Source organism: Bacteroides parvus (assembly GCF_017309675.2).
In the GTDB taxonomy this organism is placed as follows: domain Bacteria; phylum Bacteroidota; class Bacteroidia; order Bacteroidales; family Bacteroidaceae; genus Bacteroides; species Bacteroides uniformis.
This window is the reverse complement of record NZ_CP084680.1, coordinates 1,460,393-1,473,684: the sequence shown is the minus strand read 5'-3', so window position 1 is coordinate 1,473,684 and position 13,292 is coordinate 1,460,393. Positions and strand designations below refer to the sequence as shown.

13 protein-coding genes and 2 pseudogenes are annotated in these 13,292 nt (G+C 45.5%); 3 read left to right on the top strand and 12 right to left on the bottom strand.

Annotation, left to right across the window (positions count from 1 at the left end; translation table 11 throughout):
• Nucleotides 1–138 precede the first annotated feature (138 nt).
• Complete coding sequence (locus tag JXR92_RS05755) at nt 139–636, top strand: TaqI-like C-terminal specificity domain-containing protein (RefSeq protein ID WP_011203102.1); 498 nt, start codon at nt 139–141, stop codon at nt 634–636.
• On the opposite strand, the pseudogene JXR92_RS05750 reads toward JXR92_RS05755, so the two are convergent.
• Nucleotides 633–1,583 (bottom strand): annotated as a pseudogene (locus JXR92_RS05750) (TaqI-like C-terminal specificity domain-containing protein); the annotation flags it as partial. The gene JXR92_RS05755 and the pseudogene JXR92_RS05750 overlap by 4 nt on opposite strands.
• Complete coding sequence (locus JXR92_RS05745; protein ID WP_005680425.1) at nt 1,580–2,188, bottom strand: master DNA invertase Mpi family serine-type recombinase; 609 nt, start codon at nt 2,186–2,188, stop codon at nt 1,580–1,582. The gene JXR92_RS05745 and the pseudogene JXR92_RS05750, both read right to left, overlap by 4 nt.
• Before the next feature lie 261 nt (nt 2,189–2,449).
• Here JXR92_RS05745 and JXR92_RS05740 point away from each other — a divergent pair.
• Together JXR92_RS05740 and JXR92_RS05735 are read left to right on the top strand one after the other, a co-directional pair.
• A pseudogene (locus JXR92_RS05740) lies at nt 2,450–3,415 on the top strand (IS110 family RNA-guided transposase).
• 254 nt (nt 3,416–3,669) lie between these two features.
• Complete coding sequence (locus JXR92_RS05735; protein WP_004307071.1) at nt 3,670–4,677, top strand: IS110 family RNA-guided transposase; 1,008 nt, start codon at nt 3,670–3,672, stop codon at nt 4,675–4,677.
• Nucleotides 4,678–5,540: 863 nt separating this feature from the next.
• Here the strand turns inward: JXR92_RS05735 and JXR92_RS05730 are convergent.
• From JXR92_RS05730 to JXR92_RS05685, 10 genes are all read right to left on the bottom strand, one after another.
• The gene (locus JXR92_RS05730; RefSeq protein ID WP_015547183.1) at nt 5,541–5,774 is read right to left on the bottom strand and encodes a hypothetical protein; all 234 of its coding nucleotides are present in this window, start codon (nt 5,772–5,774) and stop codon (nt 5,541–5,543) included.
• On the bottom strand, nt 5,771–6,700 hold the full coding sequence (locus tag JXR92_RS05725) for an amidoligase family protein (protein WP_011203107.1): 930 nt from the start codon (nt 6,698–6,700) through the stop codon (nt 5,771–5,773). Before JXR92_RS05725 ends, JXR92_RS05730 begins: the two co-directional genes overlap by 4 nt.
• Before the next feature lie 146 nt (nt 6,701–6,846).
• Entirely contained in the window at nt 6,847–7,635 is a 789-nt protein-coding gene (locus JXR92_RS05720) for a ParA family protein (RefSeq protein WP_004329591.1), read from the bottom strand.
• A gap of 27 nt (nt 7,636–7,662) precedes the next feature.
• A complete protein-coding gene (locus tag JXR92_RS05715) occupies nt 7,663–8,049 on the bottom strand; it encodes a DUF3408 domain-containing protein (protein ID WP_004329592.1) in 387 nt (128 codons plus the stop codon).
• A gap of 29 nt (nt 8,050–8,078) precedes the next feature.
• Nucleotides 8,079–8,495 (bottom strand): DUF3408 domain-containing protein, encoded by a 417-nt coding sequence (locus JXR92_RS05710; protein WP_004329593.1) that lies wholly within the window; start codon nt 8,493–8,495, stop codon nt 8,079–8,081.
• Between the two features lie 198 nt (nt 8,496–8,693).
• Complete coding sequence (locus tag JXR92_RS05705; protein WP_011203108.1) at nt 8,694–8,903, bottom strand: hypothetical protein; 210 nt, start codon at nt 8,901–8,903, stop codon at nt 8,694–8,696.
• 947 nt (nt 8,904–9,850) lie between these two features.
• The gene (locus JXR92_RS05700) at nt 9,851–10,417 is read right to left on the bottom strand and encodes a DUF2284 domain-containing protein (RefSeq protein WP_004289236.1); all 567 of its coding nucleotides are present in this window, start codon (nt 10,415–10,417) and stop codon (nt 9,851–9,853) included.
• A complete protein-coding gene (locus JXR92_RS05695; RefSeq protein WP_004289235.1) occupies nt 10,414–11,172 on the bottom strand; it encodes an ABC transporter ATP-binding protein in 759 nt (252 codons plus the stop codon). The genes JXR92_RS05700 and JXR92_RS05695 overlap by 4 nt, the downstream gene beginning before the upstream one ends.
• On the bottom strand, nt 11,169–12,149 hold the full coding sequence (locus tag JXR92_RS05690) for a FecCD family ABC transporter permease (protein WP_011203111.1): 981 nt from the start codon (nt 12,147–12,149) through the stop codon (nt 11,169–11,171). The genes JXR92_RS05695 and JXR92_RS05690 overlap by 4 nt, the downstream gene beginning before the upstream one ends.
• On the bottom strand, nt 12,150–13,289 hold the full coding sequence (locus tag JXR92_RS05685) for an ABC transporter substrate-binding protein (RefSeq protein ID WP_011203112.1): 1,140 nt from the start codon (nt 13,287–13,289) through the stop codon (nt 12,150–12,152).
• Between the last annotated feature and the right edge of the window lie 3 nt (nt 13,290–13,292).

Below are 13,292 nucleotides of genomic sequence, written 5' to 3'. Positions count from 1 at the left end.
GAATTCCTGTCTCTGCTTTGTTTCGTTTAGAAAGTGGTTCTTTATATTCCAACATATGGTTATATACAGCAGGATATTGTTCTTTAAACGCTTTTTCTGCCTTTTCAGAAGCACCAGTTATAGATTCATCAAATTGGTATGGGAAATGCCAAGGGATATATATTAGCCATTGCCCTGCCCAGTCATATCCATACCTCTTTATATCTCTGCCACGAAGAATCGGAGGATTTTTCTAAGCCAAAAATCATATGGGGAGAAATATCTGATAAATCAAAATTTGCTTTCGACTTTTTGGGAGAATATATACCAGAAGCAACTTCTTTTTACATGAAAGGCGAGTGTATTGAATACCTTTTGTCTGCTTTAAATTCGTCCGTGTCTGAATGGTTGTTTTCTAAAGTAGGGACAACTACAGGAGTAGGGACTATTAGATGGAAAAAGTATACCATAGAACAGCTTATTGTTGCTAAGCTATCTACTGAACAACTAAATACTCATCTTGCTGCTTTCAATGATTTGAAAGTAGGCAAGATGAGCATTACGGATTTTGAATGTTTTAGCAATAAGTTGATGTATGATGTTTATAAACTTACCTCAGATGAAATTCAATATATTGAAAACCAGCAAATTGTCTAAATAGACTTTCGGAGTGAAGAAACAAATGAATGTAGAAAATTAGTTTCTTCACTCGTGAATCCATATATCATTGAAACCAAACCCTCTATTTTAGAGTCAATAAATGGTAGATTGATATTTTTATTTATTATACTGTTTGCAAGTTCTGCTAATTCAATGAGTTCTATTTTATTGGCATCATAAAAAGGTATAGGGAAAGTCGCTATATTTTGACCTCCAACTTGAACATCTCCAACGCCAGTTTTATTCATATTAGTCACATAGCTATACCATGTTATAGCTTGTGAATTCAATACTGCCAACAGATAATCCAAATGATCGCCTGTCATAATATAACAGGCATTGTTCATTACATAATTGTTGGCATCATATGCAAAAGCCATTTGGTTTCCGATTATTTTCCATACAATTTTTGGCTTAGAAAAATCCTCCCAATAACTGATGCTATCTTGTGTTTCAAACCACTCGTTACTAGTTTTCTTTCGGGCTTTTATTTTTTTGCCATTAACAATATGAGTTTCTCCTGTTTGTTCTAAACGCTCTATGCCAATTGACAGAAGATAATTTTTCACCGCAGGATAACTTTCTATATCATAATGCCGCGAAGGAAATGTGGCTATAATCCACAAGTCCGCCCATTCATATTCATATCTCTTGATATCCCTGCCACGAAGAATCGGTCGTATAAGTTCAGCCGTCCGAACACGTTCATCTTCTGTTTGACAATTCGCTAGTATCTCATCACGCTTTTCGGTAGAAATGATAAAAGCATCATTGAAACCAGTTTTTATCCCATAGTTGATTTGGATGTTCCAATCCTTCAAGGGTATTCCCACAGACTCAATCTTCTGCTTGATGCTCTGTTCAATGGGAGACAATATCACCCATGGGATAGAATCTGCAAAGTTACACTTCACGCCTTGTTGCTGCACGAAATCGCTCCTTATGCTTCTACCATAAAAGTCTTAATAAATCGAGCGAGCGTATTTCTATCCACTTTACAAATTTTAGCGATTTTGCGTTGTGAAACTTCAGCTTTCAATAGTTCTTGTATGAGAATCCTCTTATCGTGGAGTTTGTACTTCTCTGGAGCACTTTTTTTCCCTTTAGGACGTCCTAATATTACCCCTTCTATTTTCTTTCGTGCTAAGGCTTCTTTTGTTCGTTGGCTAATAAGGTTACGTTCAATCTCTGCTGACAGTCCAAAAGCAAAAGCCAACACTTTACTTTGAATGTCCTCTCCTAACTTATAGTTGTCTTTGATAGTCCAAACCCTACATTCCTTGCTCATGCAAATATTCAGAATTTCCATTATCATAAAGAGATTACGACCCAATCTGGACAATTCAGCGCAGATAATCAAATCATCTTTCTGTACCTTATTGAGCAATTTTCCGAGTTCACGTTTGTTATAGGCTTTTGTTCCACTAATGGTTTCCTCTATCCAACCATCAATTTTTATGTTTTGATTGTCGCAGAAATTCTTGATTTCAAAACGTTGGTTTTCTACTGTCTGCTTATCACTGCTTACTCTAATGTATCCGTATATCATATGTCTAATTATAAATGTTTATAGATATATAATATGGATAGTTTTTCTATAGAAACCTAAGAGAGCGTTGATTTTACATTTAATTCTTTGCCATTTCGTTTTTAATGAACTTTCAATTTCCATTAGTCGTAAAGACCGTGAAAAATGTTTAGCCCCCACACTCTTACATCAGAAACCGGATAGTTCAATGGGCTTTTGAGCCCCCGCATTCGTAATGATGGCTCACGATGTAGTGATGTTGTTTAATTAAAGTTTCAGACTATGACCTACGTTGGAATCGATGTCAGCAAGGCGACCTTTGTTGTCGCTTATTCGTCCGCCAAGACCGGCAGGACAAAAACATTCAAGAACCACGGTTAAGGGTGTCCATGAGTTCATCCAAACCATTTCAGTAGCAGAGCACCATTGAGTATTAGAAGCCACAGGCAATTACAGTGCGTTGCTCGTCTATCTGCTTTCCGAAGCAGGGATAACCGTCAGCCTTGAGAATCCGCTGAAGATAAAGAACTTCGCCCGTGCCATGCTCTCCGTCACCAAGACGGACGAGATAGATGCCCGTCTGATAGCCCTGTACGGGGAGAGGATGCAGCCGGATCCTTATAAGCTCCGCAGTGACTCAATCCTCGTACTGAAGCAGAAACGAACGGTACTACGCCAGCTAAAGAAGCAACTTGTGGCAACACGCAACCTTAAAGGCTCGATGGAGTTCTTTCTTCTTTTGACCCTGAATGCAAGAAAACCATCGAAAAGACGATTGCTTTCCTCGAGAAGCAAATCAAGGCAATGGAAGAGAATATCACTTCCTTGGCGTAAGGCGAGTACAGGAAACAGATGGACTTGCTCACCTCCATCAAAGGCATCGGTGTTACACTGGCAGCCGCGCTTATCGTGGCCACAGGCGGGTTCACCTATTTTGATAATGCCAAGCAACTGACCCGTTATCTGGGCCTGTCACCTATTTACCAACAGTTCGGTACGTCAGTCAATGTCAAAGGTCACATCAACCAGAACGGGGATTCAAACCTCAGAAGCCAGCTCTATGTGGCGGCTTTCTCGTCACTCAGGTGTAATGCCGAGTGCAAGGCTTGTTTCGACCGTTTGCGGTCTAACGGCAAGCCAGGCAAGGTGGCGGTCGTTGCTGTCGCCAACAAACTTATAAGGCAAGCCTTCGCTGTGGTCACGCAAGGAAAACCGTATGTCGATGGGTTCAAGTCCGAGAAACCGTAAATACTCATCTGCGGAGGGAACGCCATGCGGCAACCTTAGATTTGCAGCATCAAAATATTTATCTTTGAATTGATATTGAAAGGAAAGCAAAAGGAAAACCATCAGCGGCAATAGAAGTCAAGTCTAAGTCCCTATTCGGTCCTTTTGCTCCTTCCTTGAACTCAAACCCATATAAGAATTTCAGTAAACCTGTTTAAGATTATTAGGTCAAGTTCAGGTCCTTTCTTTTTTGTTTAATGTTCAAAAACAAAAGTATGAAAGTTTTTTATTTAGGAGTTGATGTGAGTAAGAAAAAATTGGATTTATGTTTAAGGAGTAACGGTAAGGACATCCTTTATGATGTTATTCCTAATGATCTATCCTCTATTAAATCTTGGTTAACAAGAACGTTTGAGAAATTTTTCCTCTCTGAGGACAGTTTGGTTGTCTGTGCGGAACATACAGGGCAATATACCTATCCTTTGGTCTGTGCAACAAAAAGTATAGGAGTCTACTTATGTTTGGAAGATGCAGCTAAAATAAAATATTGTCATGGAATACCTCGTGGCAAAAATGATAAAATAGATGCCTGCCGAATAGCAATGTATGCAGAAAGATATAATGATTGCCTACAACCGTATACCGCATCAGAGCTTATAATACAAAAACTCAAAAACTTATCAACAGAACGCAGTATGCTTGTTGCAGATAGGGCTAAATATCAATCCCAGCTAAAAGATCAGGTAGACTATATGGAACACTCAATATATATTGCTAAATGCAATAGAGTTGAAGGGATTATCAATACATTTACGGATTACATAGCACAAATAGACCTTGAAATAAAAGAACTTATAAATCAAGCACCTGTCATTGCTCATCAAATGGATTTACTCATGTCTGTGGATGGAGTTGGGGAACGTGTTGCACTGAAGATGATCATGGAAACAGATGCTTTCACTTCTTTTACTGATCCCAGGAAGTTTTGCTGTCATGCAGGAGTTGTTCCGTTCGTCTATGTGTCAGGAAGTAGCCAACGTTCTAAAAATAGAGTATCTAATAGGGCTGACAAAAGCATCAAGCATTTGCTACATATGGCGGCACTATCTGTTTCACAAGTGAAAAATAGTCCATTGAAGAAATATTATGACAGAAAGGTCGAAGAGGGAAAAAATAAGATGTCGGTTCTGAATGCAGTTAGAGCGAAATTAGTTACGATTATGTTCGCTGTAATTAGGACGGATGCTTTTTTTTCGAGAAATTATCAAAATTCGCTTGCGTAATCCATAAGAATAGGGGCTGAGCAGTCAGCCCCGACGAGCTTTCCATGCACGACAACTGCATAAATATACTAATTATCGTTAACCATATTCAGTTTTCTTATTATAGTCCATTTTTCTTTCCATTTTAAATAGCTTCCTGTCAGAAACTCAAATTATTGAAATACAGTTCAAAATACTTTCCAAAGGCACTTCCGGCTGGGTGTCGTGGTTTCCGACTCCCCCTCCGGAGCTGTTTGAAGAAGGAGTTCAATATATTTTTTACCGTTTCTCCGTTATCGCCTTTTTACTTTCCGACCGGTGATGAAAAGTCCTTGTGGGCGCCACCTCTTTCCGGTCCCCGGAAATGCGGTTCAAATATGAACCTTTAGCAGCAACGTATATCCGGCATCTTCTTCCCGTCGATATGATACGGATTTTGGGGTTCCTTTCAATGCTGTCCATAACCATAACTTCTGATTTATACATTAATTCCATGTGATAACCGGGTGTTTGGTCAGGCGGACGTTCCCGGTGGCGGATTGTCGTCCTACGCCGCAAAGAAAAAAAGAGTAAATGTATGAGGGAATACCTTGTCAGTTATAGTCATATATAGACATAAATAGTCAATGCCGGCAAAAGATATGACAAATGGCAGTCCGGCGAGAGCCCGGGATTCTTCCCGATATTGCCGGGATTGTGTGTAAAAGTACGACAATCCGTTGATAGCAGTATGAAAAGAGAAAAAAATGATTGAGGAAGGAGGTCGTGAAACCAGCCTCCGGAAAACAGGATACGGCGGAGATCAGATACCGTGAAAAAAGAAAAAAATCCCCACCGGAGATGAATGAACCGGCAGGGAACGTAACAATAAAGGAACGGGCCTCTCAGCCCTTGATGTAACCGTACTTTTTCAGGTCGTCCATGAAATGCTCCGGCGTGTCGGTCCTCACCGTCACCCCGTGCAGTTCCCTGTACCGCCCGGAGAAATTCACCATGTACTCCTCGTCGGTGCACTCGCTGTCAAACCAGCTGCCCTCACGCAGGAGGCGTACAAACTCGGAAGGGCCGGAAGCGGCAATCCTGCCGCCGTCCGCCAAAATATACATATGCTTGTTCATGCCGATAATTTTTTAGTCCTCAATTTATAATATAGTTTCTGCTCACTGTCCAGGAAGGGGATGTCACTGAGCGTGGTGGCCGCAGGCACATGTTCCCTTGTGGCAAAGGTAACCAATTTGTGGAGAAACAGCACCCAGTTACGCATTTTTGTGAAGTTGGTCGTTCCCGAATGCTGGCGGAACTCGACCGTCTTGTGCCGTGAGTAGGCCTCGAGGTTCACCTTATGGTAACGGTCGCCGATCCTTCCTTTCAACTCGTCCACAGTCCGGGCGGAACGTATCATCTCATCAGAGACGTGCCCCAGTCCGCGGCAATAGCGGTTGTCCCTACGGGAGGCCGGCATGAACCGGTCGATGACCGGTTCCAGATGCTTGTAGCTCAAAGCCAGGTTACGCCAGGTCTCCATGTTGAAACCGGTGGCATCGATATACACGTGAAGACCGCAGCTCTCGTTCACTTTCACGTCACACAAGTCAAGCACCCAGCAGACCTTCTCCAGTTCCCGCAGTCCGGTTTCACCGACCAGGATCGGACTGAGCAGCTCGAAGGTGTCGTTGCCGCTCAGGCTGCTGTCCGTCACGAGCTTCCAATGCGGACGGGTGGTATGGTTATAACCTTCCACCGTAACCTCGATGCCGGCTTCCTTGAGCTCGCGTGCAAGCCGTTCACGGGAACAGTTGTAGGCCTCGATCTCGATACCGAACTTGCGGTTGAAAGCATAGTCCAACGCAGCTGTCGACGGATGGATATTCGGACCGTCCCCACACTCATTCATCCGGCGCAGGGCATTCACCACAAAACCGTAATTGCCGTTGGTTACCATTCTTGCGATTTCCGCGCGGGGAACACCTAAAAGATACAGCTGCCGGATCTTGCTTGTCTTTGTTGTCTCTTGTGCTAAAATGCTTCTAATTTGCTCGTTCATAACTTGTTACCTCCTTTATTATTACACTACTAAGGTAATGCTTTCATAGGAGAAATCGTAATTATAAGAGCTTTATTATCATGCTATTAGCTTACTTTATCTTAGGCTAAAAGTCCTTATTTAAGGTGTCTATACCCTGACATCCGCTACCGGTCGGTATCGGGTTCCTCCAGGCCGATGGTACGGCATATCTCCTCCACCAGTTCAGGAAGGCCGGAGCCTTTCTCCTGATGGGGATCGGGTGGAAACAGCGTGGAACGGAAGACACCCTTGCAGACAGGGTCCGCCTCCCTGTTGTAGCGGAGGGTGTTCGGAATGTGTGAGGACAGCAGCCGCAGCCCCATCTTGTCGATGACCCGGTTCCAGGCGTCATACAGGTCCTTCCGCCCCCTCCTGTCCACCATGTTCCAGAACAGCCAGGTCCCTTTCAGGTTGCAGTTCTTCCTGGCGACCAGCTCCTCTTCCAGAGCCTTGGTAAACTGCAGGGAACTCTGCATGACGATGTTGTCCGCCTTGAGCGGGACGAAAATGTAGTCCATCGCGGCAACAGTATAGACCACCCCCTCGCTGCGGAGCGTTCCGGGAAGGTCGAAAAGCACGATATCGAAAGTTTCCCCCTTTTCGTCCATATAACGATGCAGGTCCTCCACCGCCTTTTCCGGATCGCTTTTGATGACCGGATAGGCAGGCTTCCGGATTCTCTCGTGCTGCCGGTAAAGGCTCACCTTCAGGTCGTCATTTTTCATGACACTCTCCATGTCCCTCTCACGCATCAGGGCGATGCTGTGCTGCGGGTAGTCACAGTCCACAACCGCCACACGCAGGCCTTTGCGGTAATGCAGCACACTGGCCAGCAGTACCGTAAAGACGGATTTTCCCACGCCACCCTTCTGGCTGGCGACGGCAACCAACAACTCTTTTTCTTTTTTCATCATACTTCTTGCATTAAATGTTAAACACTATTATGACCGGTCGGGCAGGGACTCTTCCAGAATCATCTCCACCGTTTCCCTGTATTCTTCCAGATGCCGCGATACAAGGTGGTTGATGAACCCCTCCAGCGTGACCGTTCCATTTCTCGAGGCTCCCGCCAGGATGGACAGTTTCCGGTGCAGGGCGGCAGGAATATGCAGTGACCGGCGCTGCACGCCCGCAATGCCATGCAGGTATTCCTCCCCATAGACGGACGGCTGCATGGGGCCGCTTTTCCTTGCGGGACGCATTATGTCGTTACCGGACGTTCCACGTCCCTTCCGGGGACAGGCAGGTGCTTCCCCCATGATCTCACGGATGCGGTCCGCGTCCATCCCGCCGGGACCCATCCGGTCTTTTACGTTCTTTCCTGTCATGATATATCTTCTTGGACAATGACAACATTTTATCGGCGGGCCGGTTCTCCCGGCTGCCCGTCCTCATCCCAGGGACGGTAGACCTCACCGAGCAGGGCGGCGATATCCTCCCTATGTTCCTCCATATGGAGCTCCAGCAGCCGGATGATAAACCCGGAGATGCTGCCGCAACCGGCGGCCCTGACCAGCATGGCGATCCGGCGGTGCAGCCTCCCGTCAATATACGCGGTCTTCCACTCCACAGACTTGGGAGCGGGAACCAGAAACCTCCTCTTGTATTCTTCCGGGGCTGTCACTTTCCCTGCACGGACCTGCCTTTCATGACCCGGCATATCCACCGCCGGTTCCGGGGATGGGGAAACGGGAGCTGACAGAAGGTTTCCCGTGAGTCCGACCCTCTCGAGAACGATATCGGAAAGCCGGTTCTTTTCCTTTTCTGAATCCATTGTCTTAAAATCTTAAATTATTAAATTACACAACTGGCATTGTTTCGGAATACAAAATAAAAAAAGAAGAGGACAGGACGGAACCACCTGTCACTTATAGTCATCCAAAGTCGGGGATTGTCATGATACACATGACGGGGGGACGAACATATGGTTCCATCCGGATGGTTCTTCCCATGCAGGAGTGACGTCAGAATCCTACTGTCCGTAGCGGCGTGGAAAAGCGGCGGGATTCCGTTCCTTGTCCACCGCCCCTTTCAAATCCTTATGGGCAGGTGTGGGAGCATGCATCCGTCCTGATACGGATTCTTGAATTATCGGTCTGTGGAAGTGTAAAAATATCAATCCGTTAATGGAGACAAGGAAGAAAAAACATAAGGCGTACACGGCTACATGCACGTTCTCCATTTGCAGAAGTGTAGAAGTGACAATCCATTAATGGAGACAATGAAGGAAAACCATAAGGCATACACGGTTACATGCCCATTCTCCATTTGCAGAAGTGTAGAAGTAACAATCCGTCAAAGGAGACAGTGAAGGAAAGCCATAAAGCATATACGGTTCACTGCCCATTCTCCATTTGTAGAAGTGTAAAAGTAACAATCCGTCAAAGGAGACAGTGAAGGAAAGCCATAAGGCATATACGATTCACTGCCCATTCTCCATTTGCAGAAGTGTAGAAGTGACAATCCATTAATGGAGACAATGAAGGAAAACCATAAGGCATACACGGTTACATGCCCATTCTCCATTTGCAGAAGTGTAGAAGTAACAATCCGTCAAAGGAGACAGTGAAGGAAGGCCATAAAGCATATACGGTTCACTGCCCATTCTCCATTTGTAGAAGTGTAAAAGTAACAATCCGTCAAAGGAGACAGTGAAGGAAAGCCATAAGGCATATACGATTCACTGCCCATTCTCCATTTGCAGAAGTGTAAAAATAACAATCCATTAATGGAGAATAGGGTATGGAAAGGGCAGATTTCCAGTACATACGTCTCCCTTATTCCTGAATTATGGGCGTAAGTCACATGATTCAGGAGAGACAGCCACCTTTTTATGGGGAGAGCAGCCGGCAAATGCCTGATGGAAATGACCCGAAAATCACAGGAGAATAGCCGTACAATGGGCTGATACACAATTCCTATTGGAGAATGTTGTCCCCATTAGGGGACAGCAAGTTGTGTTTTCGTTTAACGAAAACAGGACGGTTTAACGGAGAATACACCGATAAACCGTTACTTATTTCAAGCTCCAGCGTCGCTTTTTACATATCTAACTATAATTCATTTGAAATCACAAAACAGATTGAACCGAATGTGGTTAGTTTGTCTGTTTATTTCATGTCCGAATCATTAGTATGCTATGTTGCAAAGTTCGTATTCATTATGAAAAAATCCGCTTACGAGAACAAGATATTCAGGTAATTTGCCATCCTTTCCCCAAAGAAGTTCGATGTTAAAAAGTTCAGAAAGCGTTTTGGCTATGTCAAATCCGAAGGCTTCGAGTGACGGACGCACTTTTTCCGGGTGTCGGCATGGTGTGCCGCAGTTACGCGTACACTCGTTATCTGAGCAGTGAAGACATTTACCTATATAGGCAAATGAACGCCCTCCATATTTCCGTTCCATATCCAATAATTCGCTCTCGATTCGTATCCGTTCCGGTAAAATGAGTTTTTGTGTATATTCAATCGGAATATCTTTGTCTTCAGGGATTATCTTCGTTGCCATAAGATGTGCATACTTGTATTGTCGGAGAAACGATTCCGTATCAAAATCAAATGGAGGACACCCCCAACTTTTACCGTAATTGGTACATTGTTTGCAAAGTTCAAGAAAATGTGGTTCGTCACGGAATTCGGCGATATATCCTTCAACAGTGATGTCTGAAGTAAAATTTTCTACAGTGTATATACTCATTGTTTCAAAATCATTGTACCGCATAAGGAGTCGAAACGGATGTTTTCATTTTGGAAAAGTCTGTCAATGTATCCGCTTTTCTGCATTTCAGACGCGGTCAAGCAACTTAAATTCGGGGTATCTAACAATGCTATCGAATCGCACATGGACAACGCGATGTCAAGTTCATGTGTCGAGAACATGATACATTTTTTCTCGTCGTGGACAAGCCTACGAAGCAACGCCACAAGTTCGTAGCGATTAGGCATGTCAAGAAAGGAAGTCGGTTCATCAAGGAGAATGATAGGAGTATCCTGTGCCAATGCACGAGCAATCATCACACGCTGGCATTCGCCATCCGACATTTTATCCATCGTGCGGTTTGCATAAGCCTCCATTCCCACCGAAATGAGCGATTGCATGACTATCTCCTTATCTGTTTCTTGCATCCTACCTATCCAGTTGGTATAAGGAGCACGGCCTATGGCTACGACATCCTTGCACCGCAGGTTGGCGATGCGCGTGCGCTCGGTCGTGACGACAGCCAGCGTTTTTGCCATATCTTCGGTTTTCATGCAGGCGATGTCGTGCCCGTCGAGAATGATTTTTCCGGAATAACACCGGTTCAGACCGGCTATGGCGCGGAGCAACGTCGATTTTCCTGTCCCGTTTCTTCCGATAAGGGCTGTCAGTTGACCTTTTTTTATCGTGGCATTTACCTCGTGGAGCAACGAGTTTTCTTTGTAACCTATGGAAAAATGCTGTAATTCTATCATGCGGTGATGGATTTGTTGCGTAAAACCACCCATACGACGATTGGGATTCCCAATAGAGCTGTAATGGCGTTGATCGGCAAGGTGAATATTTTAGAAATGATGTCGCAAAGAAGCAATATCGATGATCCCGAAAGAATTGTTCCGGGCAGAAGGACATGATGATCGCTATTTTGGAAAAGCATTCTTGTGACATGAGGCATAGCGAGACCTATGAAACCTATCGGACCGCAAAAAGCGGTTATCGTTCCGGCGAGCAGCGTTGTCGAGAGAAACAACAGGCTGCGTGAACGCCGAATATTCAGTCCCATTGTTACGGCATATTCCTCTCCGAACAGCAGGAGGTTAAGCGGTTTGATGGTCAGTACCGCCAACAGCAGTCCGGCAAACACCGATGGAACAAGAATCAGAAGTTGTCCGGAGGTGACGTCACCCAAAGCCCCCATCGTCCAAATGACAAAGGCTTTCAGCGATTCCTCTTTGCTGAGGTACTGCAATATCTGCACGACAGCACCTACGCCCGATGAGAACATCATGCCCAGAATCAGGATTACCATGATGTCTTTTATTCGCTGTCCGACGGCAGTTATCACGAGCAACACGACAGCCGCACCCACCCACGCTGCTCCGGCAATGCCTATTGATGAACCGATCCCGGCAAGTACCACAAGTGCCACACCGAGACTTGCACCGGAACTGATGCCAAGGACATAGGGACCGGCAAGAGGATTACGGAAGAGGGTCTGCATCTGAAGACCGCTGACCGATAAGGCAGCCCCGGCCAACAGTGCCACTATAGCTTTTATGAGGCGTATGTTGAGTACGATTTTTTCCGTGGCACGGGAACAATTTCCCCCGGTCAGTGCTGCCCATACATCGCGGATCGGAATGTTGACAGCTCCCACGGCCAAGTCCAGTAAAAAAAGACCGACCGTGAGCGTAATCAATATGGAGAATAATATAGTCGAACGGGAACGCATCTATTTCAGTTGCTTGTAATACACACACTCTTCCTGCACCAGTTCAGGATGGAATATCTTCACGAGGTCGCGGAGCACGATGTCAGGATTCACGACGGCAGACTCGTAATAGTCGTTACCCCCGGCTGTGTTGGTACGGGCGTTGTTGTTATACACCTCTCCATTTTTGAAACATCGGGTATCGGTGAATTTCGGACATGATGCCTTCAAGTCGTCAAGGGAGTTCGCCATTCCCACGTTCAGCCACATGTCCGCATCCGACGCGAGCAGATATGCTTCTTCTAAGTCAATGGGGATAGAAGCGTTTCCCGTGTTCTTCTGGTAGATATAGCGGCCTCCCGCATCAGTAATCAAGCGGGCTACATAACTTTGGGTTGAAGGCATGAACCACGAGTCGCCATAGGGAACATTAAGCATAACCGAAGGAGTGCCGAGGGTACTGTCGGCCACTTTCTTTTTCAAGGCGTTGTATTTGACCGGGATTGCGGCAAAGGCTTTTTCACCCTTCTCACGTTTTCCTGTGACTTCTGAAAGCACTACCATCCATTCGGCCTTGCCGAGAGGCGACTCTTCAAGATAATCGCCGACATACATGAACGGTATGTCGAGTTCTTCGAGTTTGCTTTCCATTGCGCTTGCGCCGTTCACCCCATAGAGCAGAACGAGGTCGGGATCGAGCGAGAGCAGCAACTCGTAGTTGATGTTCCCTTCATAGCCGACATCGCCAATACTGTCGCGGCGGGCTTGGATGTCTGGGTTGGAAATGTAGTCGATTCCCGAAACGCCGGTTATACACCGGACTTCACCGATTGCGTCAAGCATGGCGATATGAGTGGAAGACATCGCCACGATGCGTTTGGCGTCTCCTTTGAGTACCTGTCCTGCAAACCCTTCGGGAACCTCTTCACCGTTGCGGACGATAAACAGCCATGTGGTTACACTGTCCGCTCCCTGCCAGGGATTCCTGACGGTTATCAGTACGCTTTCCTTCCCGCCCGCCCCTTTGATGTCGAAGCCGGAGGCATATTCGGGAGCATAAAGCAGCAGGTTGAAATCATTGATTTTTGAGCTTTTGTTGTGGCAGCCTGTAAATGCCAGAGAAAGCAACAAAATCAGGCTTAAATTCTTTAATGCGTTCATATT

Bases quoted from the DNA above. Each gene is read 5' to 3' on its own strand.
- JXR92_RS05755 (WP_011203102.1), top strand. From the start codon at position 139: ATGGGAAATGCCAAGGGATATATATTAGCCATTGCCCTGCCCAGTCAT.
- JXR92_RS05745 (WP_005680425.1), bottom strand. From the start codon at position 2,188: ATGATATACGGATACATTAGAGTAAGCAGTGATAAGCAGACAGTAGAA.
- JXR92_RS05735 (WP_004307071.1), top strand. From the start codon at position 3,670: ATGAAAGTTTTTTATTTAGGAGTTGATGTGAGTAAGAAAAAATTGGAT.
- JXR92_RS05730 (WP_015547183.1), bottom strand. From the start codon at position 5,774: ATGAACAAGCATATGTATATTTTGGCGGACGGCGGCAGGATTGCCGCT.
- JXR92_RS05725 (WP_011203107.1), bottom strand. From the start codon at position 6,700: ATGAACGAGCAAATTAGAAGCATTTTAGCACAAGAGACAACAAAGACA.
- JXR92_RS05720 (WP_004329591.1), bottom strand. From the start codon at position 7,635: ATGATGAAAAAAGAAAAAGAGTTGTTGGTTGCCGTCGCCAGCCAGAAG.
- JXR92_RS05715 (WP_004329592.1), bottom strand. From the start codon at position 8,049: ATGACAGGAAAGAACGTAAAAGACCGGATGGGTCCCGGCGGGATGGAC.
- JXR92_RS05710 (WP_004329593.1), bottom strand. From the start codon at position 8,495: ATGGATTCAGAAAAGGAAAAGAACCGGCTTTCCGATATCGTTCTCGAG.
- JXR92_RS05705 (WP_011203108.1), bottom strand. From the start codon at position 8,903: ATGGAGAACGTGCATGTAGCCGTGTACGCCTTATGTTTTTTCTTCCTT.
- JXR92_RS05700 (WP_004289236.1), bottom strand. From the start codon at position 10,417: ATGAGTATATACACTGTAGAAAATTTTACTTCAGACATCACTGTTGAA.
- JXR92_RS05695 (WP_004289235.1), bottom strand. From the start codon at position 11,172: ATGATAGAATTACAGCATTTTTCCATAGGTTACAAAGAAAACTCGTTG.
- JXR92_RS05690 (WP_011203111.1), bottom strand. From the start codon at position 12,149: ATGCGTTCCCGTTCGACTATATTATTCTCCATATTGATTACGCTCACG.
- JXR92_RS05685 (WP_011203112.1), bottom strand. From the start codon at position 13,289: ATGAACGCATTAAAGAATTTAAGCCTGATTTTGTTGCTTTCTCTGGCA.